We start from the raw sequence: 25,967 nt of genomic DNA on the forward strand, positions 1-25,967 counted from the left end.
ATCCCTTTCGACCCGATACTGGAGTTATCGATGGATACCGAAACCATCCATGAAGCGGTCCCGCTCGCCGAGCGCGCATACCGCATCCGCAGAAACGCCGTGCTGATGGGCGAAGTGCAGGGCCAGGGCTATGTCGGCCAGGCACTCGACATCGCCGACGTGCTGGCCGTCGCGTACTTCGGTGCGATGCGCTATCGCCCCGACGATCCCGAGTGGGAAGGGCGCGACCGCTTCCTGCTGTCGAACGGCCATTATGCGATCGCGCTGTACGCCGCGCTGTTCGAAGCCGGGATCCTGCCGGCCGACGAGCTCGAGACCTACGGCAGCGACGACAGCCGTTTGCCGATGTCCGGGATGGCAAGCTACACGCCCGGGATGGAAATGTCCGGCGGTTCGCTCGGGCAGGGCCTGACGATCGCCGTTGGCCGCTGCCTCGGGCTCAAGCGCAACGGCTCGGACGCATTCGTCTATACGCTGTTCTCGGACGGCGAACTCGACGAAGGCGCGATCTGGGAGGGGCTGATGTCCGCCGCGCACTGGAAGCTCGACAACCTGATCGCGATCGTCGACGTGAACAACCAGCAGGCCGACGGGCCGTCGACGCAGATCATGGCGTTCGAGCCGCTGGTCGACAAGCTCCGTGCGTTCGGCTGGTACACGCAACGTGTGGACGGCAACGACATCGATGCGGTGAAGCGCGCGTTCGACAACGCTCGCGCGCATGACGCGCCGCAGCCGCGCATCATCGTCTGCGATACGAAGATGGGGCGCGGTGTGCCGTTCCTCGAAGCACGCGAGAAGAGCCATTTCATTCGCGTCGATGCGCACGAGTGGCAACTCGCGCTCGACGCACTCGAAGCAGGGAGACACGCATGAGCACCGTCGACAACAAGCCGCGCCTGAAGACATCTGCGATGATCGCGTCCATCGCCGCCGACGGGCAGGCGACGCGTGCCGCGCCGTTTGGCCATGCGCTCGCGAAGCTCGCGCGCACCCGCGACAACGTGATCGGCATGACGGCCGATCTCGGCAAGTACACGGACCTGCACATCTTTGCGAAGGAATTTCCGGAGCGCTATTACCAGATGGGCATGGCCGAGCAATTGCTGATGGGCGCGGCCGCCGGGTTCGCACACGAAGGCGCGCAGCCGTTCGTCACGACCTATGCGGTGTTCGCGACGCGTCGCGCGTACGACTTCATCCATCAGGCGATCGCCGAGGACAATCTCGACGTCAAGCTCGTATGTGCGCTGCCGGGGCTCACGACCGGCTACGGGCCGAGCCACCAGGCGGCCGAGGATCTGGCGCTGATGCGCGCGATGCCGAACATGACCGTGATCGATCCGTGCGACGCGCTGGACATCGAACAGATGGTGCCGGCGATTGCCGCGCACAAGGGGCCGGTGTATGCACGCCTGCTGCGCGGCAACGTACCGGCGGTGCTCGACGAATACGATTACCGGTTCGAACTCGGCAAGGCGAAGCTGCTGCGCGACGGTAACGACGTGCTGTTGATCTCGTCCGGGATCATGACGATGCGTTCGCTCGAGGTCGCGAAGGCGCTCGAGGCGGACCGCATCGATGCGGCCGTGCTGCATGTGCCGACGATCAAGCCGCTCGACACGGCGACCATCGTTCGCGAGGCGTCACGCAGCGGGCGCATGGTGATCGTCGCCGAAAACCATACGGTGATCGGCGGCCTCGGCGAAGCGGTGGCAAGCGCGCTGATGACGGTCGGCGTGGCCGTGCCGTTCCGGCAGATCGGGTTGCCCGATGCATATCTGGCCGCGGGCGCGTTGCCGACGCTGCACGATCGCTACGGGATCTCGGCCGGCGCGATGCGGGCGAACATCCGGTCGTGGGCCGGATGATGGATCGGCGCCGGTGCCGCGGCCGATTCGCGCTCGTGCCGGCGGCGTCCGACCGGGATCCTGTCGGACGACAATACCCGCAGAAACAAAAAAACCGCGAAGCGTTGCGCTGTCGCGGTTTTTTGCATCTTTCCGAAATACGGTGAAAACCGTATCTGGTGCCGACGGCGAGACTCGAACTCGCACAGCTTTCGCCACTACCCCCTCAAGATAGCGTGTCTACCAATTTCACCACGTCGGCACTTCGGTACTGCAAGGGCCGCAATTCTAGCGTCACATTCCGCGTTTGTGAAGGGGGGGGGACACGGTTGCGAGGAAGCCGAAGTCGATCCCGGTAGAATTCGCCGGATCGATCCGACGAATATCGCAACCGGAACCCGCTTTCTCTCCGTGACGACCCCCCTCGAACAACTGCAGGCCGGCCAGCTGGCCGGCGCCCGGCAACTCAAGCTCGCGTGCGGGCTGACCGAATTTCCGCGCGAGATCTTCGACCTGGCCGACACGCTCGAAGTGCTGGACCTGTCCGGCAATGCGCTGTCCGCGCTGCCGGACGACCTCGCGCGGCTGCGGCGGCTGCGCATCCTGTTCGCATCCGGCAATCGCTTCACCGAATTGCCGGAAGTGCTCGGCACGTGCGCGCAGCTCGACATGATCGGCTTCAAGGCGAACCGGATCCGCGCGGTGCCGCGCGGATCGCTGCCGCGCGCGCTGCGCTGGCTGATCCTGACCGACAACGAAATCGGCGAACTGCCGGGACAAATCGGCGAATGCTCGCGGTTGCAGAAACTGATGCTCGCGGGCAACCGGCTGCGTGCGCTGCCCGCCGAAATGGCCGCGTGCCGCGCACTCGAACTGGTGCGCGTGTCGGCGAATCGTCTCGACGCGCTGCCGGACTGGCTGTTGCGGCTGCCGCGACTCGCGTGGCTCGCGGCCGCCGGCAATCCGTTCGGCGCCGCGCCTGAGGCCGCGGCGTCGGCCGAGCCGGGCGTTGCCGACATCGACTGGGCGTCGCTGTCATGCGAGCAGAAGCTCGGCGAAGGCGCCTCGGGCGTGATCTATCGTGCGCAGTGGCGCGCGAGCGGACACGCGCCGCGGGCGGTCGCGGTGAAGCTGTTCAAGGGCGCGGTGACGAGCGACGGGCTGCCCGACTGCGAAATGGCCGCGTGTCTGCACGCCGCGCGTCACCCGAACATGATTCCGGTGGTGGGCAAGGTGCATGGTCATCCGGACGGCGTGCACGGCCTCGTGATGGAACTGGTGGATCCGGCGCTGACGAATCTCGCCGGGCCGCCAAGCTTTGCATCGTGCACGCGCGACGTGTATGCGGACGACGCGCGATTCGCGCCGGCGCACGCATTGCGGATCGCGCATGACATCGCGTCGGTGGCCGCGCATCTGCACGCGCGCGGCATCATGCACGGCGACTTGTACGCGCACAACATCCTGCACGACGGTGCGGGCGGCGCGCTGCTCGGCGATTTCGGCGCGGCGTCGGTCTACGACGTGAACGATCGCGTGCGTGCGGCGCGGCTCCAGCGGCTCGAAGTGAGGGCGTTCGGTTATCTGCTCGGCGAGTTGCTGGCGCGATGCGAGCCGCAGGCTGCGGACGACACGCATGCGCTCGACATGCTGGCGGCTGCGTGCATCAACGAGGACGTCGATGCGCGGCCGTCGTTCGATCAGATCGTGGCTGCGCTGGCCGCATCGAGGAACTGACTGCCCGACCGGCGGCGCCGGCTCCGGCGTTCAAGCCTGTCGCGCGGTCAGCAGCTTGATCCCGAGCCCGACGAACAGCAGTCCGCTTGCGCGCTTGGCGGTGCGTACCCACGGGCTGACGCCGAAGCCGCGGTGCAGCCGGCGCACGCCGAACGAATAGACGCTATGCACGACGACAACGGTGCACGCGATCGTCGCATACATCACGACGAACTGCATCGCGAGCGGGCGATCGTGCGCGATGAATTGCGGCATGAACGCGGACATGAAGATCATCGTCTTCGGGTTGCTGCCCGACACGAACAGCGCTTCGCGGAACAGCTTCCTGCGATCGGGCTCGACGATTGCCGTGTTGCCGTCGGGCGAGCGCCGGTTGCGGTCGCTGCGCAGTTGCCGGATGCCCAGAAAGATCAGATACGCGGCGCCGATGACTTTCATCGCGACGAACAGCGGCGGCATCGCGGCCAGCACCGCGCCGACGCCGAGCGCGACCAGCATCACGATCACACCTTGCGCGACGAGGTTGCCGGCGATCGTCGCGGCAGTGCCGCGCGAACCGTAGCGCACCGTGTTCCGGATGACGAGCAGCACGTTCGGGCCCGGCGACAGCGTCGTCGCGAGATAGGCTGCGGCAAACAACATCCAGGTCTGAACGGACATACGGCGCTCCTGAAGGGGAGGTTCTGCGGTCGGGGTGGATCCGTGCATGATGCCACGAACGAGCACGATTCACCCCGACGCACGCCTTCAACGCGCGGCGCGCGGGCAGTATGCGGCGATCGACGCCGGCGAATCGATCGCGGACGGCCGCGTCATCCACGCGACCCAACCGGCCCATAACCCGCAGACGATCAGCACGGCGAGATTCAGCGGCGTCCGGTAGCGGACGATCCGGTCGGCGAGCCGCAAGCGTTCGTTGCTCATGTTCGTCTCCATCGGTTTGGCGTTGCGACGTTACTGGCCGGTATACGACGGCGCCTTCGCGTCGCAGGTCGCGGACACCGTCGCGCCGTCCGCGAAGTGCAGCGTGAGCGGCACCGTCGTGCCGGGCGCGACCGGTTTGCGCGCATCCTCGAGCATCACGTGATAGCTCTTCGGTTTGAACGTCACCGAGCCGTGCGCGGGCACGTCGACCGTGTCGATGTGAACCATCTTGGCAGTGCTGCCGGCCGTCTGCGTTTCGTGGATCATCGCCATCCCGTACGCGGGCGTGTCGATGCCGGTGAGCGTGGCGGGCTTGTCGCCGTCGTTCTTCAGCGTGAAGTAGCCGGACGACGGCACCGTCGCCGGCATCGTGCGGATCCAGCATGCATCGGCGTGTAAAGCCGACGCCGCGAACGTGGCCGGCGCCTGCAGTGCCAGCAGCGCAAACAGCAGGCTGGCCGGAATCGAACGTTTCATTGAGCGCTCTCCTTATCGGTTGTCGAATGTCGCCGCGCGGGCATCGTGTGCGTTACTTCACCGTGAACGTGTAGCGGCCCTGCGTGCGATGGCCGTCGCTCGCCACGGCGATCCACGCGACCGTGTACGTGCCGGCGGCGAGATTGGTCAGCGCGACGTGCATCCGCTTGCGATTGCCGGAGTCGACTGCCGATTTGCCTTCGGCGACCGACTGGCCATGGCTGTCGGTGACTGCGATCGAGCTGAAGGCCGGTTCGAGCGTTTCGCTGAAGTCGATCGTGACCGCGTGCGGCGCGCTCGACAGCATCGCGTCGGCCGCGGGCTCGAGGGTTTTCGGATGCGCATGCGCGTGAGCAGCCTGGGCGATGACGAAGCCGAGCGCAACGAGTGCGCCGCGAACGATGGCAGTGGTTTTCATATTCGGGTAATCCAGTTGAAGATAATGAGGAAGACGATGCGTTCGACATGTCGCTGTATGCATTCGCACACGTGATCGCCGTAACCGGGCGAGCGCGTGCACGGCACGATGCCGCGAGCGATACGGTCGAACACGGAGGTCCTGCGAAACGTCACACACGGGCACGCGTATGCGCGTGCGGGCGACGCGATGCGCTATGGCATCACGCGTTGTGGCGACGAATCAGGATGCGAGCGGCGGCGCGCGCGGCTGCGCGGCCGTGAGCGGCAGCGTGCGCCGCAGGCTTTCGAAGCGCGTCGCTTCGCGATGTTGGAGAGGGTGGATGTTGGCCGCGAACGTTAGTTCGGGCGCGGGCAGCGCCGGTGTGTGCGCGAGCAGGCTGCAGTAGCCGCAAGCCTGCAGATGCGCGTGCAGGCTCTTCGAAGACGCGTCGCCGACGTGGTCGGCATCCGTCGCGCTGGCCGTGCAGTAACCGGCGAGCAGCGCGTCGACGCGGCCTTGCGTCGTCAGCGCTTGCGAGATCGTCGGTGCGAGCGTCGTCATCAGGATGGCGAGCATCCCGATCAGACCGACGATCTTCCGGAGACGACGACTCAGCATGCGATGTGCGGCGGCGTATGGATGGCGATGGAGCGGATTATGCCACGCGGGCGCCGCGCGGGCATGCGAGCAAGCGAATACCGTGAATGTCGCCGGGGCGCCCGCTCGGCGCGGCGCGCTGACGCGTGCGTCGCCGGGCGCTTCGCGATCGGCGTCATGTGCGCGGCCCGGCCCCGATCGTTCACCGCTGCGGAGCGATGCGCGCACGCGTACCGCATTCAGTCGATCATCACCGCGTCGGGCACGTCGAGCACGACATCCGATGTCGCGACGGCCACGCACGGCAGCGTATAGCCGTCGGCCTTTTCGTCGCGGCTCAGGCCGGGCCATTCGATCGTGTAGCGTACGCTGCCGCTGACGATCCGGCACAGGCAACTGCGGCACGTGCCGTTGCGGCACGAGCGCGGCAGCCGGACGTGTGCGAATGCGGCGGCCTCGAGCAGCGTCAACGAATCGGGCGCGTCGAACGTTGCGCCGAGCGGCTCGATGCGTACGACGGGCGAGTGGTCGGGATCGGTCATGGGGCGAAGCGGGCAGCGTTGTGTGCCGACGTTGCAGGGTAACGCAGCTGCCAAGCATACCCGAAGCGGCGCGCGGCCGGCGCCCGCGGGGCAGCCGGCGCGGCGCGTCAATGTCGGCGCAGGTAGCGGTACACGGTATTGCGCGCGAGGCCGAGCTCGCGTGCGGCGGCCGACACGTTGCCGCCGTGCCGTGCGAGCACCGCGTCGATCACCGCGGCCTGGTGGCTCTGCAGCGTCGTCGCTTCGCGCGTGCCGGCCGGCGCGGCGTTCGGCGCGGGTGCGTCGTCGCAGTCGAGCCAGAAATCGTCCGGCAGGTGCGCAAGCGTGATTTCGGCTTCGTCCTCGGCGAGCATGCCGGCCGTGCGCAGCACGTTGGTCATTTGACGCAGGTTGCCGGGCCAGCGGTGCCGCCTGAATGCGGCGAGCACGTCGGCCGCGACACGCGTCGGCATCGGCTCGCTGCGTGCGAGTCGCGCGAGAATCCGCTCGACCAGCACCGGCAGATCGGTGCGCGCGGCGAGCGCCGGCAGCGTGACCGCGAGCCCGTTGATCCGGTAGAACAGGTCTTCGCGGAACGTACCTTCGGCGATCATCGCACGCAGGTCGCGGTGTGTCGCGCACACCACCCGCACGTCGACGGGCACCGCGCGTGCGCTGCCGAGCGGCATCACCGCACGTTCCTGCAGTACGCGCATCAGCCGGACCTGCTGGGCGAGCGGCATGTCGCCGATCTCGTCGAGAAACAGCGTGCCGCCGTCTGCCTGCGCGATCTTGCCGGGGCTGCCTCGCTTGCGCGCGCCGGTGAATGCGCCGTCTTCGTAGCCGAACAGTTCGGCTTCGATCAGCGAATCCGGCAGCGCCGCGCAGTTGACCGCGACGAACGGGCCGTCCGCGCGCGGCGACGCCTGGTGCAGCGCACGCGCGAGCCACTCCTTGCCGGTACCGGTCTGCCCGAGGATCAACAGCGGCAGGTCGCGCCCGCGGATCTTCGCGACACGTTCGAGCACGGCGGCCATCCGCGTGTCGCCGGTATCGAGCGTCGCGAACGTGATCGCGTCGGGATGCGGCGCGCGCGTGCGCACCGCAGCGGGGGCGGGTGGCGCGACGGCGACGGCCGTCTTGTGCGCTTCCGCGAATTCGCAGCGCGCGAGCACGCGCACGCCGGTGGACAGCGTGAGCCGGAACGGCGCGCCGGGCGCGCGCGCCGCGTGGTGCGCGAGTTCGCCGAAGTGCATGCCGAACAGCGCATCGCAGCTGCGATGCTGCAATGCATCGAAGGTCGCGCCGAGCTGGAATTGCGCGCTGCGGTTCGCGGCGATGAGGCCGCCGTCGGGCCCGAAGGCGACGAGGCCGGCGAACAGCGAGTCGACGCAGTCCTCGTGCGCGTGAAAGCGCAGTCGCAGCGCTTCTGCGCACTGGTTTGCGAACAGATGGTTCTCGATCAGCTGAGCGGACATCCGCACGAGCGCGAGCGTATGCGGGCTGAAGCCGCGCGGGTCGCCGCTTACGTCGAGCGTGCCGAGCGTGCGGCCGAACGGATCGACGATCGGCGCGCACGAGCAGGTGAGGATGTGATTCGCGCGCAGGAAGTGTTCGGACGCGTGCACGGCGACGGCCTGGCCCGATGCGAGCGCGGTGCCGATTGCGTTGGTGCCGCGTGCGTGTTCGGCCCAGGATACGCCGGTGCATAGCGCGACGCGGTTCGCCTTTTCGATGAAGTCGGCGTCCCCGATGCTGTGCAGGATCACGCCGTCGGCGTCGGTGAGCAGCACGAGGCTTTGCGTATCGGCGATTTGCGCGTGCAGGTTTTCCATCACCGGGCGGGCGTGCGCGAACAGTGCGTGGTTTGTGTCGAGCAGTTCGCGCAGTGCGAGTTGCGACAGCGGCGAGAAGTCCGGGCGCTCGTTTGCGCGCAGGCCGACCGCGGTCGAACGGGCATGCGCCTGCGCGAGCAGGTCGGTGCGGCCCGTGGTGGCGGGCAGCACGAAAGATTGAGGCATGTCTTGTCTCCTGTCGGCCCCAGTTAGCGCTTCAGCGCTTACTGGGGCCCCATGCTTCGCGGTCGGCCCCAGTTAGCGCTTCAGCGCTTACTGGGGCCCCATGCTTCGCGGTCGGCCCCAGTTAGCGCTTCAGCGCTTGCTGAGGCCCCATGCTTCGCGGTCGATGCCGGTCGGCGCTTCAGCGCTTACCGAGGCCCCATGCTTCGCGGTCGGTGCCGGTCTGCGCTTCCTCGCTTGCCGGAATCCCGCGCTTCGCGGTCCGCGCCAGCCGGCCGTTCAGCGCCTGCCCGGACCCGACGCTTCGCATCCACTGCCTGCCGATGCTTTGCGCCGCACCATCCGCCGCCTTGAATATCGCCTCATCATACAAGCGACGCGCGCGTTGCGCGACCGCGTACAAAAACCCCTTGCTTTCGAGCGCCCGCCTGCAATGATGGAAACGGAGCACGCACGCGCCGTGTTCCGCATTGCAACATGCATGCGACGCGACATGCATCCGTTCGGGAGAAGCATCATGGTTCGGACGGAACTGAGAGTCGTGCTGGCGGCCATCGCCACCTTCATCATGCTGGGCGGCATCGCCGTGGCGATCCACGGTCTGCTGTTCGATCTGACCAACGCGGTGCAATATGGAGCGGCCGCAATCGCGGTAGGCGCGACAACCGCCGCGATCGCGCTGAACATCTGGCCGACCGATCCCCACTGACGCAGCCCGGAAAACGGTGCCGGATATCGCGCTGGTCTGATGAAAATGCGCGTCGGAGCGACGCACATTCCAAAATTTGCCTCCTGCACGAAACCGTCTAAAGTGGAAGGCAACCGGCATGCATTGTCCGCGCCATAGCCCCGCGGACGGTGCGTCCGCCGGCGAGCCCGCGTACATTTTCGTCCGGCCGGTGGCGGACGACGGACGCGGTCATTTGCTTTCTACCGGACGATAGGCGGCTCCCATGCAGATTCATTTCACGAATGAGAAGCCCGAATATTCGGGGCGCGACCTGATGCTAGGGTTCACGGCGCTGGTCAATGGCGAGCGCGTCCAATGTCAGATCACCGCCGAGGCGCTGGAGGACCATTTCGGTGCGGCATCGCCGCGCTTCGAGGACATGGTCGGTGCGTACGATCAGCACCGCGAGCGCATCGAGGCGGCCGCGCGGCGGCTGTTGTCCGAGACGCGCGCGCAATGCGTGACGCTGCGCAGCGGCTACGTGCGCTTCTACGAGGCGAACTGGCGCTGAACCGGACAACCGGCAGCGACCGAGCGGGCGCCGAATACCGGCGCCCGTGTCGTATCGGCACGCCTATGCAGCGAGCGGCGGATACGCGTTGTCCGCGCCCGTCGGTCGCCAGTTCGTTCGCCACCGGCGTCACCCAATCGTTGCGATGACCACTCGAATCGGCACGCTTCCGGCAACGCGGTCGATTTGATTCGGATCCCGCATCATTTCCCGTCAAGACGATCCGCGCATCGAGCGCGACGCGCGGGCGCAAACGACAACGCCACCCGCAGGTGGCGTTGTTTCATCGTGCGGCGCGCGGATGCGCGTGCGTCACTCGCTGCCGAGATAGAAGAAGCGGAACAGGAACACGGCCGCGATGATCCATACGATCGGCTTGACCGTGCGGCCCTGGCCCGTGAGCAGCTTCAGGCCGCCGTACGCGATGAAGCCGAACGCGACGCCGTTCGCGATCGAATATGTGAAAGGCATCAGCAGCGCGGTCAGCGCAGCCGGCACGGCTTCGGTGGCATCGTCCCACGGCACTTCGACCATCTCGCGCAGCATCAGGCACGACACGTACAGCAGCGCCGGCGCCGTCGCATATGCCGGCACGACGCCGGCGAGCGGCGCGATGAACAGGCACGCGAGGAACAGCACCGCGACGGTGACCGCCGTCATGCCCGTGCGGCCGCCGGCCTGCACGCCGGACGCGCTTTCGATATACGCGGTGGTCGACGACGTGCCGAGCACCGAGCCCGCGACGATCGCGGTGCTGTCCGCGAGCAGCGCCTTGTTCAGGCGGTGCATCTTGCCTTCGACGAGCAGGCCCGCGCGGTTCGCGACGCCCATCAGCGTGCCGGTCGCATCGAACAGCTCGACGAGGAAGAACACGAGGATCACGTTGATGATGCCGGTCGACAGCGCGGCGCCGATGTCGAGCTTGAACAGCGTCGCGTCGATCGACGGCGGCGCGGACAGCACGCCGTGGAACTGGTTGCCGGCAAAGAAGAATGAGAGGATCGTCACGCCGATGATGCCGATCAGGATCGCGCCGCGCACGCGCAGATGGTCGAGCGTGACGATCGTGAAGAAGCCGACGATCGCGAGGATCGTCTCGTGCTTGTGCAGGTCGCCGAGCGTGACGAGCGTGGCCGGGTTGCCGACGATCACACCCGACGTCTTCAGCGAGATGATGCCGAGGAACAGACCGATGCCGGCGGTGATCGAAATGCGCAGCGATTTCGGAATGCCGTTGACGATGGCCTCGCGCACGCGGAATAACGTGACGAGCAGGAACAGGCAGCCGGAAATGAATACCGCGCCGAGCGCGGCCTGCCACGTGAAGCCCATTCCCTTGACGACGGTGTACGCGAAATACGCGTTCAGGCCCATGCCGGGCGCGCACGCGATCGGATAGTTCGCGTACAGCCCCATGATCAGCGACGCCAGCGCGGCGACGAGGCACGTCGCGACGAACACCGATTCCTTCGGCATGCCGGCGTCGCCGAGGATCGCGGGGTTGACGAAGATGATGTAGGCCATCGTCAGAAACGTGGTGACGCCCGCGAGTATTTCGGTGCGGAAGTCGGTGCCGGCTTCAGCGAAGCCGAAATACCGCTTGATGGATTCCATGAAAGCGTTTCTCCGGTCGGGATGTCGTGTTGCTTGTTGTTTGGGCCGAATTGTTGTGACGGCAGCGCGGGGCCGGCGTACTGTAACCAGCCACTATTGGCACGCTATCGGCGGATTGTAATAGCGCGGATAGCTCCGACGATATAGTCGCGGGGCTCGATCGCGCGTTCGCGCGAACGGTCGGACAGGCCTGCCGCGCGACGAAGGCGCGCATTTTACCGGTTCGGAGAAGCGGGCTGGCGGGAACGACGGGAGCGACGGTGGAAACGTTTCGACGCGCGGGCGCTGCGGGCCGATGCGGGCGCAACCGCAGCGCGGATGCCGCGCATGAAGCCGCCACGCGAAGACATGCGCCCGGCGGCGAGCATCCTCACGCTGGCGGATGCGGGATGAGAGCGGACTCAGCGCCGGATGCACATGCGTGCGCAAGCGGCGGCGCGCAAACGCTCCGCACCGCGGGGGTGCGTGCGGCAGGCATTCGTCGGTCCCGGCAATTCCAGATATCGGGCTATCCTGCTCCGAAGCCGTCGCGTGCGCAACCATCATTTTGCGAGGCGGTCCCGACTGTGGTTTCTGTGTAAAAGATTGCAAGACGTCATCGCGTAAACCGGCAAGTGTTTCTAGGATAGATACACCGCGCACACACGCCGGCCGATTGCTGCCGACGCGGGGGAGTCGCAGTCCGTGCAGGCCAGGCGGTGAAGTGCGGTGACGGTCGCGGCGCATTCGGGCAGGGCGCGACCGGTTGCGATTGCCCGACGCGGGTTCGTCCGTAATCACGGAGGTCAGCATGTTGAACTGGATCAGCCGCTGGGCGATGCGACACGCCCCCACGCCGGAAAAAACCGCTGCGTCGATGCTCGTGACGGCGCGCATGGAATTGTTCGCAGCCGAACAGCGCGTCATCGATGCGAAATTACAAGCGGATTACTGGCGTACCCGAGTGTCATTTCTCGAGGAGGTGCAGAAGCAAGGCATCGACCCGTGGGTGACCTCGCAGGCGGCGCAACGCCCCGACCTCGATTCCACGCCTCGCAGCACGGGCCCGCGTCTCGCCGCCGCCAGCACCTGATGCACACGCTGTTTGTGAAAGCTGCGCACGGCGCGCGATCGCGCGCGGCACGCACCGGCGTGCCGCGCCATTCGACACGCACCTGCGGCGCGCGGCGCCGCAGGTGCGTCCATTTCCGGCTGCGCTGATTCCACGCGTTCCGGTGTTCCGGCGCGCGCCGACGCCGTGCAGCGTCAATCCGTTCTCCGCCATCGACCGACAAGCAAACGTTGCACTTGTGCGAGCGTGCGTCTGAGCCGTTCGCCGCGCCGCACGTACGCGGTCGTGATCGACGCTTCGGCTGACCGGTCGTCATCGGTGCCAAGCCAGATGCGATCGCCGCGCGCGATGCGCAGCACGTCGCCGGGCTGGATCCAGTAGTCGTCGACGCTCGGCGGACGCGTGATCCACAGCGGCGCGCCGTGCGCGCGGATCTCCGCATCGCTCGGCGCACGCCAGGTCAGCGTCGTGCGCGGCGCAACCGCGAAACGAATCACGACGGTCGGTAATGCGATCGTGGGCATCGCGCCGGCGCGGCGCGCATCGGGACGGTCGAACAACGGGCTTGCCTGGTCCATCGTCTTCTCCATTCGTTGAGCCGGACGGATGACGCGCACCAGAACAAAAAGGCCTCATCCGTTTCCGGTGAGGCCTTGTGTGACATGCGGTACTGCTCGGATGCTAACGCACAAGCGCCTCCCGTGATCCATTCTTTCGAATGTTCAGCGAGCAATGATTCGCGATGGCGATGAGCTTGAACGTAGGCATGCGAACGAGTTTGTCGATGTCGTGTGGCGTTGTCAACGACTATTTTCGAGATACGTGGCGCTTACGCATCGCGCTGCGCGAGGCCGTTCACGAGCAGTTCGGACAGCAGGCCCGTCATCCCGTTCGGGTGCGTGGCGGCACGCGCCTTCAGCTGTTCGACGAGTTCGGCGTTGAGCTTGCACGCGAACGGCACGAGGCCCTGTTCCTGGTCGAGCTTGCGCTGCGCGCGGCGATCGAGCTTCGCCGCTTCCTCGGCGCCCTTGCCGAAGCGCGAGGAGCTCGACTGCTTCATCGCGTGCGTCAGCTTGAGCGCCTTGTTCTTTTCTAGATCGGTTTTCTTCATGGCCATCGCGGCACCTCCGGGAAATGAAGCCGCGATTGTACGCATTTCGGCGGACGCGTCCCGCCGAGCGCTGTTACAAACGCGCCGGCGGACGGGGTCACGCGCCTTTCGTCGTGCCCCAGTTGCCGCCGTGCGCGGCCGCCTGCGCGGCCGGCGAGCGCGCCAGATACGCGAGCGCCTGTTCGGTCGAGCCTTCGTGATGCGGCGTATAGCCCGGCTTGAAATAACGCAGCGCCGCGCCGATCACCTTCCAGAACGACGGCAGGTGGCCGCGCCGCGATCCCTTCCACCAGGAGAGCACGAAACCCGGGTAGCGGCCGGCGGCCGGATCGCGCCGGTACATGAAGCGCGCGCCGCCGGTGATGAAATAGAGCAGCAGCACGATCACGAACGCCATATGCACGCAACGTTCGACGTACTTGCCGCCCATGTGGTTGTAGATGTCGAACGCGACGGTGCGGTGCTCGACTTCCTCCGCGCCGTGCCAGCGCAACAGGTCGACCATCGTCGGGTCGGCGCGGCCTTCGTCGAGCCCGTGCGCATTGAGCACCCAGTTGCCGAGATAGCCGAAGAAGTGCTCGAGCGACGCGATCACCGCAAGCTGCTGACGCAGCCAGAAGCGCGTGTGACCGATCTTCAGACCGAACGGCGCTTCGCCGAGCACGCGCGTGAACAGCCAGTTCAGCTTCTGCGTGAACGGTTTCGTGTCGATCCCGTGCCGGTCGTAGTAGTGCTTGAGCACGCCGCCGTGCGAGCGCGAATGCACGGCTTCCTGGCGCAGGAAGCCTTCGGCTTCGTCGCGCAGACGCGCGTCGGCGATGTGCGGCAGCGCCTTGTTGTACACACGGCAAAACCACAGTTCGCCTTCCGGAAACAGCAGGTTCAGCGTGTTGATGATGTGCGTGCTGCCCGGATCGTTTGGCACCCACGTGATCGGTGTGTCGCTGAAGTCGAACTTCACGTGCCGGGCCTTGATCCTGTGATAGTCGGCGGATTCGGTCATCTGTGTCTCCTGTCCTCTGCGGCGGCGTGCGCCGTCAATGCGACGCCATGCTGACGCGGGCGATCATCCGGCCGAGCAACGGCATGAAACGGCCGACGAAGCGCAGTGCGTGTGCTTCGGTGCCCACCGCGACGACCGGCCGGTTGCGCAGCACGCCGTCGACCATCGCCTGCGCGACGGTCTCCGGTTTCAGGCCGCGCAGCTGGTACAGCTTCGTCGCGCGCTTGCGCAACCGCGCTTCGTCCTGCGCGCTGGCGCCCTCGTACTGCGTCGACGCCATGATTCCGGTTTCCGCGAAGCCGGGGCACACGGCCGTCACACCGATGCCTTTGTCCGCGAGTTCCGCGCGCATGCATTCGCTGAGCATCAGCACGGCGGCCTTCGTCGTCGCGTACGCGGGCAGGTCGCGCGACGGCCCGAACGCGGCCGCCGACGCGGTGTTCACGATGTGGCCGCCGGCGCCGCGCGCGGCCATCTGCTGCGCGAACAGCCGTGAGCCATGGATTACGCCCCACAGGTTCACGTGCAGAATGCGCTGCCAGTGCTGCTCGCTCGTGTCCAGGATGCCGCCTGCCATGCCGATGCCCGCGTTGTTGATCACGACGTCCGCGCCGCCGAGCTCGCTGCCGACCCATGCGGCGAGCGCTTCCATGTCGTCGGCGCAGCCGACGTCCACGCGCTTCGCATGCGCGGTCGCGCCGGTCAGTCCGACCAGCAGCGCGGTGCGCTCCGCGCTCGCTAGATCGATGTCGCAAGCGACCACCGTTGCGCCTTCGCGTGCGAACGCGAGCGCCGCGCAGCGGCCGATGCCGCTGCCCGCGCCGGTGACGACCGCGACCTTGCCGCCGAAGCGGCCGCTGGTCGCGCGGCGGCGTGCGTTCGCGAGCGCCGGCGGTTCCTTGCCCGACTCGACTGCATCGATCAACTCGCCGGCGAGGCTCGCGAAGCGCGCGGGATCGGCGAGCGGCAGCCAGTGGCCGGCCGCGACTTCGCGGCGGTAGTACTGCGGCACCCAGCGCGACAGGTTTTCCGACAGCGCGGGGCTCACGTACCTGTCGCCGAGCGGCACGATGGTCTGCACCGGTGCGTGTGCATACCGCTCGCGCGGCGCGAACAGGCAGCGCACGAAGTTCGCGCGATAGAGGCGCACGCCGCGTGCGCCGTCGTCGGCCTGCGTCGCGCGCGGCGTGGCGGGCGTCTTTTCGATCCGGCGCAGCAGGCGCGGCCACGCGCGGCCGAGCCACAGCCGCCAGCCCAGCTCGGGAACGAACGGCAGGTGAAACAGGTACACGTACCACGAGCGCACGAGCTGGCCGCCGAGCTTCGCGAGCGACGCGGGCGTCGGATGCAGTACGCGTTCGCGCAGCCAGAAACCGACGTGATCGAGGCATGGTCCGGAGCACGACGTATACGACGCGATGCGGCCGGCGAGCCTCGGATCGGTGACGAATTCCCAGCTCTGGATCGAGCCCCAGTCGTGCGCGATCAGGTGCACCGCGCGCGCGGGGCAGAGCGTGTCGATCACCGCGATGAAATCGTCGGTCAGCTTCGCGAGGTGATAGTCGGCCGTGCGCTTCGGCGCGCCGGACAGGCCGGCGCCGCGCACGTCGTACGCGATCACGTAGTGCTTGCGCGCGAGCAGCGGCGCGACGCGCTGCCATACGCTGCTGTCGTCGGGATAGCCGTGCACGAGCACGACCGGCGAGCGGCCAGGGTCGCCCCAGGTCCGCACTGCGAGCGTCAGCTCGCCGGACGCGACGGCCGTTTCGCTGTGAACCGGTTCGAACAAGGCCAGCGGCGCTTCGTCGGAAAGAGGCTGCATCTTGAGTCCGTCGTTCAGGGATTCGGGAGGAACGCGCGCGGAATGCGTCAGGCGGCGGCCTGCGCGTTCGCCGCGGCCTGCGCACGCTCGGCCTGGCGGCGCTGCCAGCGGCGCACGTGCGGCAGGTCGTCGTCGAGCCAGTACGCATCGTCGTCGGTGATCACCAGCAGTTCCTCGAATTTCGCGCCGACGCCGGCGAAGCCGAGATGCGGGTCGACGGCCCACAGGCCGGGCACCGGCGCGTGCTCGGAGCGGCGGTCGATCGACCACAGCGGCGACCAGCCCTGCTGCTTCGCCGCACGGCCCTGGTCGAGCAGCAGGTTGCGCGTCGCGTTCAGCCCGAAGCGCGCGACGAACCGCGGCTTCGACAGCTTGTGGATCTTCGCGACGCGATGCGCGAGCACCTTGAACGGATACGCCTTGTGGCGCGGCTCGACGCCCTGGCGGCGGCACAGCGCGTCGACCGCCTGCGCGACTTCCGCCATCGGACGGCGCGCCTTCACGAGCCGCACGATCATGTCGCGATGGTCCATCAGGTCGTCCTGCAACTGCGCGAGGATCGGGTTGTGGCCGAGACAGTGCGCGTAGCCGACGTCCGCGACGATGCCGTCGAGCACGGGCGCGACGTCGAGGATCACCGGCATGTCGGCTTCGAGCTGGCGGTTGCTCGGAAAGAACGCGACGTTGAAGCCGCCCAGATGCTTCAGGCCCGAGAAGCCGTCGAACGCGGTGCGGTCGCCGAACCACGCAAACGGCTTGTGCAGCCAGTCGCGCACGCCGTTGTCCTGCAGCCATTCGGTCAGCAGCCGCGCGGCCTCCTTCTCGGTGATGCCGGGGTAGAGCATCGCGCCGACCGTTTCCACGCAACGGTACGCAAGCTGCTGGACTGCGCGGAATTGCGGCAGTTCGTCGAGGTGGACTTCCGGCAGCGGATGGTGGGCAGTCATGATGCGTCTCCATGTGTCGGCCCGCGTGTGCCGGTCGGCGCGCTGCGCGTGCCGTGCGATGCGGGGCGCTGATGCCGAACGCATCCGCCGGTGATCCGAAAGCGGACTATTCAGTCAGCATTTAATGTGCCATTGAATGATGTAACGATCATAGCCGGTTCGACGTTCGCGGAAGTGAGGACTTTTCCTAATCAGCGGCCGAAATGGAGGGAAAGCTCTAGCTTGCGGACGGCCGCTGCCGGATCGGCGGACGCGTGTCGAGCAGGAGCCCGCCGGGGCGGAGCACGCAAGGTTTCGGCGCGGGCGCAGGATGTCGCGCCGGAGCAACTCGCGGTCGTGTCGGCGCGCGACGCTGTCAAATTGCCGAAATAGTCTCGCCACATCATTCGCCCCCGATTCGAAGCCGTCCCGGCTTCGCGGGGCCGGTGTCCCGCGCGTCGCGCAGCGCCGCGACCGAAGCCGATTCGGCATTTCAACGGAGAGAGACCATGCAACGCCGCCAGTTCATCAATACCCTTGCCGCGGCGAGCGCCGCGACGCCGCTGATGCTCAAGGCCGGCACGGCCAACGCGAAGCGTGCCACCGCGCCCGACGCGCTCGACCCCGGCCGCTGGTCGCCGTTCAACGCCGCGCGCCTGCAAGCGGTGCTCGACCAGCATGGCGTCGCGAGCGCGCGCTACGACGGAAAGCGCCGCCCGTACGCAGTATTCGACTGGGACAACACGTGCATCATGAACGACTGCGAGGAGGCGTTGCTGATGTACCAGATCAACCATCTGCAATACAAGCTGACGCCTGACGAGTTCGTCGCCGTGATGTGGAAGGACGTGCCGAAGGGCGCGTTCATGAAGGACTACACGACCGTCGACGGCAAGCCGGTAACGATGGAGGATCTGGCCGCCGACGTCGAGTCCGACTACCGCTGGCTCCATGCGAACTACAAGGGCTTCGGCGGCGACAAGAGCCTCGACGAGATTCGCGAGACCGACCAGTTCAAGGATTTCCGCGCGAAGCTGTACTTCATGTACGACGCGATCTGCGACACGCATCCGCTCGAAGTCGGCTACAAGTGGATCATCTACTTCTACAAGAACATGACGACCGCCGAGTTGCAGGCGATGGCGGAAGCGTCGAACAACTACGGTATCGGAGACGCGCTGCGCAAGGTCCGCTACGAAAGCCCGAAGGCGCTGCCGGGCAAGGCGGGCGTCGTGGCCGATACGCATTTTCACGGCATCCGCATTCACGAGGAAATCCGCGCGGTGATGCATACGCTGCGTGCGAACGGCATCGACGTGTACGTGAGCACCGCATCGCTCGACGACGTCGTGCGCGTATTCGCCGGCAATCCGAACTATGGCTACGGCGTGCCGCCCGAGAACGTGATCGGCCTGCGTCTCGACATGCAGGACGGCAAGTACACGAGCACCTATCCGGCCGGGTGGCATTTCAACTGGGGGCCCGGCAAGACGGTGGGAATCCGCAACGTCCTCGCATCGAAGAAGGGCTACGGCCCGCTGCTGGTGTTCGGCGACAGCGACGGCGACGCGTGGATGCTGCGGGATTTCAAAGACACCGCGGCCGGCGTGATCGTCAACCGGATGAAGAAAGGCGAGATCGGCGCGGATAGCAAGCTCGCGGCCGAACAGATCGGCGACCCGGGCGCGCGCTTCCTGCTGCAAGGCCGCGACGAGCACACGGGGCTGATGATCCCGGACGAGAAGTCGATCAAGTACGGCAAGACCGAGCGCAAGCTGCTGGCCTGACGCGGGCGGCGCACGGGCCGGACGACGCGGACGCGGACGCGGCCGGTGCCGATGGGCGCGGCGCCACGGCGGCGCTGGCGTGTGCCGTGCGCCGTGCGGGCCGGCACACGCGTGTGTCAACGCTCGCGCGGCGGCCCCAATCGCTCCAGCAACGCGCCGAGCAGATCGACCGGCAGCGGAAACACGATCGTCGAATTCTTGTCCGCCGCGATCGTCGTCAGCGTCTGCAGGTAGCGCAGCTGCATTGCCTGCGGCTGCTGTGCGAGCCGCTGCGCGGCCTGCAGCAGCTTCTCCGACGCCTGCAATTCTCCTTCCGCGTGGATCACCTTCGCGCGCCGCTCGCGCTCGGCCTCGGCCTGGCGCGCGATCGCACGGATCATCGTCTCGTTCAGGTCCACGTGCTTGATCTCGACGGTGGACACCTTGATGCCCCACGCGTCGGTCTGCGCGTCGAGCGTCTTCTGGATATCGGCGTTCAATTGCTCGCGCTCGGCGAGCAGCGCATCGAGCTCGTGCTTGCCGAGCACCGCGCGTAGCGTGGTTTGCGCGAGCTGGCTCGTCGCCTCGAAGAAGCGCGCGACCTGGATCACGGCCTTCTCCGGATCGACGACGCGGAAATACACGACCGCATTGACCTTCACCGACACGTTGTCGCGTGTGATCACGTCCTGCGCGGGCACGTCGAACACAACGGTGCGCAAGTCGATCCGCACGACCTGCTGGACGACCGGAATGATCAGCACGAGCCCTGGCCCCTTCACTTTCCAGAAGCGGCCGAGCATGAACACGACGCCGCGCTCGTACTCGCGGAAGATGCGGATCGACAATGCGACGAGCACCACGACGAAGACGATCAGGACGCTGCCGAAGCCAAACGTGTAGCCCATCATGACGGTGCTCCCTGCTGTTGTTGTTCGTGTGCCGGCACGTCGTAGAGCGGCGTGACGGTCAGCGTCAGCCCGTGGCGGCCGGTGACGCGCACGCGGCAGCCGGCGGCGAGCGGCGTGCTGCTCGCGACGCGCCAGCGTTCTCCGTGCACGCGCGCCCAGCCCGCCGCCGACGGCTCGGGGCCGGCCGCGCCCTGCGGCTGATCGGCGCGCAGGCCGTCGTCGAGCACTTCGCCGATGCTGCCGACGATTGCCTCGGCGCCCGTCACCACGGGCCGCCGCCGCGCGCGTAGCGCGACGCTCGACACGGCGGCGACCAGCAACCCGCCGCCGATGGCGAGGCCGGCAATCACCGGCCATGGAATCCCGTAGCCGGGCACGTCGGTGTCGATCAGCATCAGCGCGCCGATCGTGAACGCGACGATCCCGCCGAAGCCGAGCACGCCGAAGGTCGGCAGAAACGCCTCCGCGACGAGGCAGCCGAGCCCGAGCAGCACGAGCCCGAGCCCCGCGTAACTGATCGGCAGCAACTGCATCGCGAACAGACCGACCAGCAGGCAGATCGTGCCGGCCACGCCCGGCAGCACGAAGCCGGGATTCGCGAATTCGAAGAACAGCCCGTAGATGCCGATCGTCAGCAGGATCAGCGCGACGTTCGGGTCCGCGATGATCGCCAGGAAGCGGCTGCGCCAGTCGGGCGCGAGCACGACGAGCGGTGCATGCGCGGTCGCGAGATGCAGCGTGCCGGCGGTCGTCGTCACCGTGCGGCCGTCTAGCCGGCGCGCGAGATCGGCCGGATCCTGCGCGATCACGTCGACGACGTGCTGCGTGAGCGCGTCGTTGGCGGGCAGGCTCACGGCCTCGCGCACCGCGCGCTCGGCCCAGTCGGCATTGCGTCCGCGCAGCTGCGCGAGGCCGCGGATGTACGCGGCGGCGTCCTGCGTCGCCTTGCGGATTTCGGTCGACTGCGTATCGTTCGGCAATTCGGCGGGCGCAACCGGTGCGCCAAGTACGCCCGACGACGCCGATGCAGCCGATGCACCGGCAGCGCCCGACGTGCCGGCAGGCGAGGGTTTCGGCGCGCCAGGCGTACCGCCGATCCCGAACTGCACCGGCGATGCCGCGCCGAGATTGGTGCCGGGCGCCATCGCGGCGACGTGGCTCGCGTAGACGATATAGGTGCCGGCGCTAGCGGCCCGTGCACCTCCCGGCGCGACGAAGGCCGCTACCGGCACCGGCGAGCCGAGAATCGCCTTGATGATCTGCCGCATCGACGTGTCGAGCCCGCCCGGCGTGTCGAGCTGCAGGATCGCGAGCGGCGCTTGCTCGCGCGCCGCGCGGTCGAGCGAACGCACGATGAAGTCGGCGCTGGCCGGGCCGATTGCGCCGTTGACGGGAATCACGATGACCGGCGCCGCTGCCGCGCGCGTCAGCGCGGCAACCGCCGCGCACATGACGAGCAGCGCTGCGAACAGCGCGGCGCGTGCGACCCGCGCGGACAGCGGGTGACGGGGGTGGCCGCCCTGCGATGCAGACGCAGGCGGCGGCCCATGACGGTGAATGCGCATCGGGGCGTCCGGGCGGCGCGCGGCCGCACGCCGTCCGGCTCGCGGAAAGGGCGTTGGCCCGATGCTTGAAGATTAGCCGGTTTCGGCAGAAAGCGCGAAGCCGGGGCTGAAACGCTCGCGCTCAGCCGCCGGCGCCGCCGCCGCGCGCGAGCGTTTCTTCCCGGTACTCGGCCGGACTGCGCCCGCTCCATTTGCGAAACGCGCGGTAGAACGCGCTTGGTTCGGCGAAACCGGCAGCGGCAGCGACGTCCGCGATCGTGCGCGACGGATCGGCCAGCGCCTCGAACGCGAGGTCGCGCCGCAGCGTGTCCTTGATCGACTGGTACGCGTGGCCTTCCTGGTGCAGCTTGCGGCGCAGCGTCGCCTCGGCCACGTGCAGCCGCGCGGCCATCCCGCCGGCGCCGGGCCACGACGCGGGCGGCATCCCGCGCAGCACCGTGCGCACGCGCTGCGCGAGCGCGTTCGGGTTGCGGTACTTGACGATGAAGCTGGCCGGCGCGTTGCGCAGAAACGTCTTCAGCGTCTTCGCGTTCTGCACGACGGGCAGCGTCGCGAATTCGGGATCGAAATCGACATACGAATCGGGCTGGTTGAACCGCATGTCGTCGCACAGCATCGACGGATATTCATGGTCGGCCGGCGGCGTGTCGCAGCGAAAGCTCGCGTGCAGCACCGGGATCCGCCGCCCGATCAGCCAGCAGGTGAGCCCGTACACGATGATGAAATAGGTCGCGTACGTGAACATCGCCGGTGCGGCGACGCTGTTGCGGTGCACGAAGCGCAGCCGCACGCGCTGGGGATTCGCGTCGAGCTCCGCGTGCAGGTCGTCGAGCACGCAGTGCATGAAATTCACCGCACGCGCCATCGCATGGAGCCCGTCCTGCGCGGACAGCGCGGCCTGGCTCATCGCGATGAAGCTGCCGCTGCGCATCGGATGGCGATCCTGCCCGAAAAATTCGTCGTCGAGCGCGCGCGCGATCGCATTCCACAACGCGCCATATTGCTGAGCGGACACGCGCGCACGCGGCTGCACGAGCAGCGCGGGCGCGATGCCTGCCTGCGCGAGCAGCGGCTCGGCCGCGACGCCGCGCCGGGTGGCAAGCTCGACGCTGTAAGCGACGAGGCTGATCGCGACGGTTCCCTTGTCTTCCTGCTTCATCGACGCCGCCGGTATGGCAAAAACGCTCAGTGTAAATGAGCGGCGCGAGCATCGAACAGTCGCGCGCGCTTGCCTACACTTGTTGCATCGAAACAAAAGGTCGGTCGCCGCACGCGGCCGCGGGAGACAGCAGCGCAATGGACGAGCTTTACACCGAAGACCAGCGGATGATCCGCGACGCCGCGCGCGCCTTTGCCATTGAAGTGCTGGCGCCGAACGCCGCGCAGTGGGACCAAGACGCGCATCTGCCCGACGCGGTCGTCGCGCAGCTCGGCGAACTCGGACTGCTCGGAATGATCGTGCCGCAGGAGCTGGGCGGCGCGTATACCGATTACGTCGCGTACGCGCTGGCGATCGAGGAGATCGCTGCCGGCGACGCCGCATGCGCGACGATGATGAGCGTGCACAACTCGGTCGGCTGCGGGCCGATCCTCGGCTTCGGCACGCCCGCGCAGAAGGATCGCTGGCTGGCAGAGATGGCGGCGGGCCGTGTGATCGGCGCATTCTGCCTGACCGAGCCGCAGGCGGGCTCCGAAGCGAACAACCTGCGCACGCGCGCGGAGCTGCGCGACGGCAAGTGGGTGATCAACGGCGCGAAGCAGTTCGTGACGAACGGCCAGCGCGCCGGTGTCGCGATCGTTTTTGCCATGACGGATCCTGAAGCCGGCAAGCGCGGCATTTCTGCGTTCCTCGTGCCGACCGACACGCCGGGCTTCATCGTCGGCAAGCCCGAGAAGAAGATGGGGATCCGTGCGTCCGACACGTGCCCGATCACGTTCGAGAACTGCGCGATTCCCGAGGAGAATCTGCTCGGCAATCGCGGCGAGGGGCTGAAGATTGCGCTGTCGAACCTCGAAGGCGGCCGGATCGGCATCGCCGCGCAGGCGCTCGGCATCGCGCGCGCCGCGTTCGACAAGGCGCGCCGCTATGCGGGCGAGCGCGTGCAGTTCGGCAAGCCGATCGCCGAACACCAGGCGATCCAGCAGAAGCTCGCCGACATGGCCACGCAGATCAACGCGGCGCGGCTGCTCGTGCATCACGCGGCGCAGCTGCGCACGGCCGGGCTGCCGTGTCTGTCCGAAGCGTCGCAGGCGAAGCTGTTCGCATCCGAGATGGCCGAGCGCGTGTGCTCGGACGCGATCCAGATCCACGGCGGCTACGGTTATCTCGCCGATTACGAAGTCGAGCGTCACTATCGCGACGCGCGCATCACGCAGATTTACGAAGGCACCAGCGAAGTACAGCGGATGGTGATCGCGCGACAGCTGTGAGCCGCCGCGCGCTCGCATCCGGCGTCGCGCAGTGCAACAGAAACGATCGAACAAGCACGCAACAACGCAGGCCGCAACGCAGGCAACCAACGCAGGCACGAGGGCAGCGCGGCGAACGCGGCACGCAACGACGTGACCGTGCGCCGTGCAATACGGAACCGGGCAGGTGCTGCAGCACATGCGCCGGTTGACCGCTAGGCATGGAGACTGGACGGAGACGACACATGACGGTACAGGCATTCCTGGACGCACGCGACTTCCTGCTGCGCCATCGCACCGACTACGACACCGCTTACCGCGATTTCGAGTGGCCGGTGCTCGATGCGTTCAACTGGGCGCTCGACTACTTCGATCCGATGGCGCGCGGCAACGACCAGCCCGCGCTATGGATCGTCGATGCGGCGACGGGCACGGGCGAGCCGTATTCGTTCGCGCAGATGTCCGAGCGCTCGTCGCGGATCGCGAACTGGCTGCGCGGCATCGGCGTCGTGCGCGGCGACCGGATCCTGCTGATGTTGCCGAACCGTGTCGAACTGTGGGACGCGATGCTCGCCGCGATGAAACTCGGCGCGATCGTGCTGCCCGCGACCACGCAGCTGTCGGCCGACGACGTGCGCGATCGCGTACAGATCGGCGGCGCGACCTACGCGATCGTCGACGAGCACGAAACCGCGAAGTTCGAGCAGGCCGGCCTCGGCCTCAAGCAGAAGATCGTCGCGGGCGCGCCGCGCGAAGGCTGGCTCGCGATGAACGACGGCTACGCGGCGAGCGCCGCGTTCGAGCCGGATGCAGTCACGCACGCGAACGATCCGATGCTGCTGTATTTCACGTCGGGCACGACCTCGAAGCCGAAGCTCGTCGAGCATACGCACCGCACGTATCCGGTAGGCCACTTGTCGACGATGTACTGGATCGGGCTGCAGCCCGGCGACATTCACTGGAACATCAGCTCGCCCGGTTGGGCCAAGCATGCGTGGAGCTGCTTCTTCGCGCCGTGGAATGCGCAGGCGTGCGTGTTCGCGTTCAACTACGCGCGCTTCGACCCGAAGGTCGTGCTCGATGCGCTCGTCGACTACCGGGTCACCACGTTGTGCGCGCCGCCGACCGTGTGGCGCATGCTCGTGCAGCAGCCGCTCGCGTCGTTCGACGTGAAGCTGCGCGAGATCGTCGGCGCGGGCGAGCCGCTGAATCCCGAGATCATCGAGCGCGTGAAGAAGGCGTGGGGCATCACGATTCGCGACGGCTATGGCCAGACCGAGACGACCTGCCTGATCGGCAATTCGCCGGGGCAGGCCGTCGTCGCCGGCTCGATGGGCCGCCCGCTGCCCGGCTACCGGATCGCGCTGCTCGATCCGGACGGCGCGCCGGTCAGCGAAGGGGAGGTCGCGCTGCCGCTCGGCGATGGCGCCGCGCGACCGGTCGGGCTGATGAACGGCTATGCGAACAACCCCGACGCAACGGCCCATGCGATGCGCGACGGCCATTACCGCACGTCCGACATCGCGATGCGCGGCGAAGACGGCTACTACGTGTACATCGGCCGCGCGGACGACGTGTTCAAGTCGTCCGACTACCGGCTGAGCCCGTTCGAACTGGAAAGCGTGCTGATCGAGCATCCGGCGATCGCTGAAGCGGCCGTCGTGCCGAGCCCGGACCCGGTGCGGCTGTCGGTGCCGAAGACGTTCGTCACACTGCGCCAGGGCTATGACGAAAGCCCCGCGCTCGCGCTGGAAATCTTCCGCTTCTCGCGCGAGAAGCTCGCGCCGTACAAGCGGATCCGCCGCTTGCAGTTCGCGGAGCTGCCGAAAACCATCTCCGGAAAAATTCGCCGCGTCGAACTGCGCCGCCGCGAAATCGAGCGCGGCGAAGATGCAACGACGCGGATGCCCGGCGAATACTGGGAAGAAGACTTCGCAAACGAGCTGAAATAAGAAACGACCGGCTGCGGGCCGCGCACTCGGTTTTTACGCGCGCAGCCCCGGCCTCACCGAACCGAACCCGCC

The 25,967-nt window shown here is 67.3% G+C and carries 26 protein-coding genes and 1 tRNA gene; 9 read left to right on the forward strand and 18 right to left on the reverse strand.

Going from position 1 to position 25,967, the window contains the following annotated elements; genetic code table 11:
• Positions 1-30 precede the first annotated feature (30 nt).
• The gene (locus tag KDW55_RS14245; protein ID WP_040140675.1) at positions 31-876 is read left to right on the forward strand and encodes a transketolase; all 846 of its coding nucleotides are present in this window, start codon (positions 31-33) and stop codon (positions 874-876) included.
• Positions 873-1,871, forward strand: coding sequence for a transketolase family protein (locus KDW55_RS14250; protein WP_040140670.1), 999 nt, complete (start codon positions 873-875; stop codon positions 1,869-1,871). Before KDW55_RS14245 ends, KDW55_RS14250 begins: the two co-directional genes overlap by 4 nt.
• 156 nt (positions 1,872-2,027) lie before the next feature.
• Here the strand turns inward: KDW55_RS14250 and KDW55_RS14255 are convergent.
• Positions 2,028-2,112, reverse strand: a tRNA-Leu gene (locus KDW55_RS14255).
• Between the two features lie 149 nt (positions 2,113-2,261).
• Here KDW55_RS14255 and KDW55_RS14260 point away from each other — a divergent pair.
• Positions 2,262-3,587, forward strand: a complete 1,326-nt coding sequence (locus KDW55_RS14260; RefSeq protein WP_212160363.1) for a leucine-rich repeat-containing protein kinase family protein — start codon at positions 2,262-2,264, stop codon at positions 3,585-3,587.
• A gap of 30 nt (positions 3,588-3,617) precedes the next feature.
• On the opposite strand, the gene KDW55_RS14265 is transcribed toward KDW55_RS14260, so the two are convergent.
• The 8 genes from KDW55_RS14265 to KDW55_RS29640 all read right to left on the reverse strand — a co-directional run bounded on the left by KDW55_RS14265 (position 3,618) and on the right by KDW55_RS29640 (position 8,834).
• Positions 3,618-4,247 (reverse strand): LysE family translocator, encoded by a 630-nt coding sequence (locus KDW55_RS14265; RefSeq protein ID WP_040140664.1) that lies wholly within the window; start codon positions 4,245-4,247, stop codon positions 3,618-3,620.
• A gap of 87 nt (positions 4,248-4,334) precedes the next feature.
• The gene (locus KDW55_RS14270) at positions 4,335-4,511 is read right to left on the reverse strand and encodes a hypothetical protein (RefSeq protein WP_167432681.1); all 177 of its coding nucleotides are present in this window, start codon (positions 4,509-4,511) and stop codon (positions 4,335-4,337) included.
• Positions 4,512-4,541: 30 nt separating this feature from the next.
• Positions 4,542-4,988 (reverse strand): copper chaperone PCu(A)C, encoded by a 447-nt coding sequence (locus KDW55_RS14275; RefSeq protein WP_209825406.1) that lies wholly within the window; start codon positions 4,986-4,988, stop codon positions 4,542-4,544.
• A gap of 52 nt (positions 4,989-5,040) precedes the next feature.
• Positions 5,041-5,406 (reverse strand): copper homeostasis periplasmic binding protein CopC, encoded by a 366-nt coding sequence (gene copC, locus KDW55_RS14280; RefSeq protein ID WP_040140658.1) that lies wholly within the window; start codon positions 5,404-5,406, stop codon positions 5,041-5,043.
• Positions 5,407-5,628: 222 nt separating this feature from the next.
• Positions 5,629-6,006 carry a DUF2946 domain-containing protein gene (locus KDW55_RS14285; protein ID WP_040141274.1) on the reverse strand — a complete coding sequence of 126 codons (378 nt, stop codon included), beginning with the start codon at positions 6,004-6,006 and terminating at the stop codon, positions 5,629-5,631.
• 218 nt (positions 6,007-6,224) lie between these two features.
• Positions 6,225-6,527: a 2Fe-2S iron-sulfur cluster-binding protein gene (locus KDW55_RS14290; protein WP_040140656.1), complete on the reverse strand. Its 303-nt coding sequence runs from the start codon at positions 6,525-6,527 to the stop codon at positions 6,225-6,227.
• Between the two features lie 107 nt (positions 6,528-6,634).
• A complete protein-coding gene (locus KDW55_RS14295) occupies positions 6,635-8,527 on the reverse strand; it encodes a sigma-54-dependent Fis family transcriptional regulator (protein ID WP_212160362.1) in 1,893 nt (630 codons plus the stop codon).
• Between the two features lie 178 nt (positions 8,528-8,705).
• The gene (locus KDW55_RS29640) at positions 8,706-8,834 is read right to left on the reverse strand and encodes a hypothetical protein (RefSeq protein ID WP_282972513.1); all 129 of its coding nucleotides are present in this window, start codon (positions 8,832-8,834) and stop codon (positions 8,706-8,708) included.
• Positions 8,835-8,957: 123 nt separating this feature from the next.
• Between KDW55_RS29640 and KDW55_RS29430 the strand changes: the two genes are divergently transcribed.
• Together KDW55_RS29430 and KDW55_RS14305 are read left to right on the forward strand one after the other, a co-directional pair.
• A complete protein-coding gene (locus KDW55_RS29430) occupies positions 8,958-9,233 on the forward strand; it encodes a DUF2964 family protein (RefSeq protein ID WP_315854907.1) in 276 nt (91 codons plus the stop codon).
• Between the two features lie 244 nt (positions 9,234-9,477).
• Positions 9,478-9,765: a DUF1488 domain-containing protein gene (locus KDW55_RS14305; RefSeq protein ID WP_014898618.1), complete on the forward strand. Its 288-nt coding sequence runs from the start codon at positions 9,478-9,480 to the stop codon at positions 9,763-9,765.
• Between the two features lie 312 nt (positions 9,766-10,077).
• Here the strand turns inward: KDW55_RS14305 and KDW55_RS14310 are convergent, their stop codons facing one another.
• Positions 10,078-11,379, reverse strand: a complete 1,302-nt coding sequence (locus KDW55_RS14310) for an NCS2 family permease (RefSeq protein WP_040140648.1) — start codon at positions 11,377-11,379, stop codon at positions 10,078-10,080.
• Between the two features lie 790 nt (positions 11,380-12,169).
• Here KDW55_RS14310 and KDW55_RS14315 point away from each other — a divergent pair.
• The gene (locus KDW55_RS14315; RefSeq protein WP_040141270.1) at positions 12,170-12,451 is read left to right on the forward strand and encodes a hypothetical protein; all 282 of its coding nucleotides are present in this window, start codon (positions 12,170-12,172) and stop codon (positions 12,449-12,451) included.
• Between the two features lie 173 nt (positions 12,452-12,624).
• Here KDW55_RS14315 and KDW55_RS14320 read toward each other — a convergent pair whose 3' ends face one another.
• The 5 genes from KDW55_RS14320 to KDW55_RS14340 form a co-directional block, all read right to left on the reverse strand.
• Entirely contained in the window at positions 12,625-13,008 is a 384-nt protein-coding gene (locus KDW55_RS14320) for a DUF2917 domain-containing protein (RefSeq protein ID WP_069243565.1), read from the reverse strand.
• A 251-nt stretch (positions 13,009-13,259) separates the two neighbouring features.
• Entirely contained in the window at positions 13,260-13,547 is a 288-nt protein-coding gene (locus tag KDW55_RS14325) for a hypothetical protein (protein WP_040140647.1), read from the reverse strand.
• Between the two features lie 91 nt (positions 13,548-13,638).
• On the reverse strand, positions 13,639-14,544 hold the full coding sequence (locus KDW55_RS14330) for a metal-dependent hydrolase (protein WP_212160360.1): 906 nt from the start codon (positions 14,542-14,544) through the stop codon (positions 13,639-13,641).
• A gap of 34 nt (positions 14,545-14,578) precedes the next feature.
• Positions 14,579-16,366 (reverse strand): SDR family oxidoreductase, encoded by a 1,788-nt coding sequence (locus KDW55_RS14335; protein WP_212160359.1) that lies wholly within the window; start codon positions 16,364-16,366, stop codon positions 14,579-14,581.
• Positions 16,367-16,413: 47 nt separating this feature from the next.
• Complete coding sequence (locus KDW55_RS14340; RefSeq protein WP_212197976.1) at positions 16,414-17,313, reverse strand: M24 family metallopeptidase; 900 nt, start codon at positions 17,311-17,313, stop codon at positions 16,414-16,416.
• 488 nt (positions 17,314-17,801) lie between these two features.
• On the opposite strand from KDW55_RS14340, the gene KDW55_RS14345 reads away from it, so the two are divergent.
• Positions 17,802-19,079, forward strand: coding sequence for a haloacid dehalogenase-like hydrolase (locus KDW55_RS14345; RefSeq protein ID WP_040140641.1), 1,278 nt, complete (start codon positions 17,802-17,804; stop codon positions 19,077-19,079).
• Positions 19,080-19,195: 116 nt separating this feature from the next.
• On the opposite strand, the gene KDW55_RS14350 is transcribed toward KDW55_RS14345, so the two are convergent.
• The 3 genes from KDW55_RS14350 to KDW55_RS14360 all read right to left on the reverse strand — a co-directional run bounded on the left by KDW55_RS14350 (position 19,196) and on the right by KDW55_RS14360 (position 22,693).
• The gene (locus KDW55_RS14350) at positions 19,196-19,969 is read right to left on the reverse strand and encodes a slipin family protein (protein WP_212197977.1); all 774 of its coding nucleotides are present in this window, start codon (positions 19,967-19,969) and stop codon (positions 19,196-19,198) included.
• A complete protein-coding gene (locus KDW55_RS14355) occupies positions 19,966-21,534 on the reverse strand; it encodes a nodulation protein NfeD (RefSeq protein ID WP_212160357.1) in 1,569 nt (522 codons plus the stop codon). Before KDW55_RS14355 ends, KDW55_RS14350 begins: the two co-directional genes overlap by 4 nt.
• Before the next feature lie 121 nt (positions 21,535-21,655).
• Entirely contained in the window at positions 21,656-22,693 is a 1,038-nt protein-coding gene (locus KDW55_RS14360) for an AraC family transcriptional regulator (protein WP_209825412.1), read from the reverse strand.
• A 137-nt stretch (positions 22,694-22,830) separates the two neighbouring features.
• On the opposite strand from KDW55_RS14360, the gene KDW55_RS14365 reads away from it, so the two are divergent.
• Both KDW55_RS14365 and KDW55_RS14370 read left to right on the forward strand, forming a co-directional pair.
• Positions 22,831-23,964, forward strand: a complete 1,134-nt coding sequence (locus KDW55_RS14365) for an acyl-CoA dehydrogenase family protein (RefSeq protein ID WP_059544579.1) — start codon at positions 22,831-22,833, stop codon at positions 23,962-23,964.
• Between the two features lie 224 nt (positions 23,965-24,188).
• Positions 24,189-25,895 carry an AMP-binding protein gene (locus KDW55_RS14370; RefSeq protein WP_040140633.1) on the forward strand — a complete coding sequence of 569 codons (1,707 nt, stop codon included), beginning with the start codon at positions 24,189-24,191 and terminating at the stop codon, positions 25,893-25,895.
• Positions 25,896-25,967: the final 72 nt, after the last annotated feature.

This window comes from Burkholderia sp. AU19243 (genome assembly GCF_018148075.1).
Lineage (GTDB): Bacteria > Pseudomonadota > Gammaproteobacteria > Burkholderiales > Burkholderiaceae > Burkholderia > Burkholderia latens_A.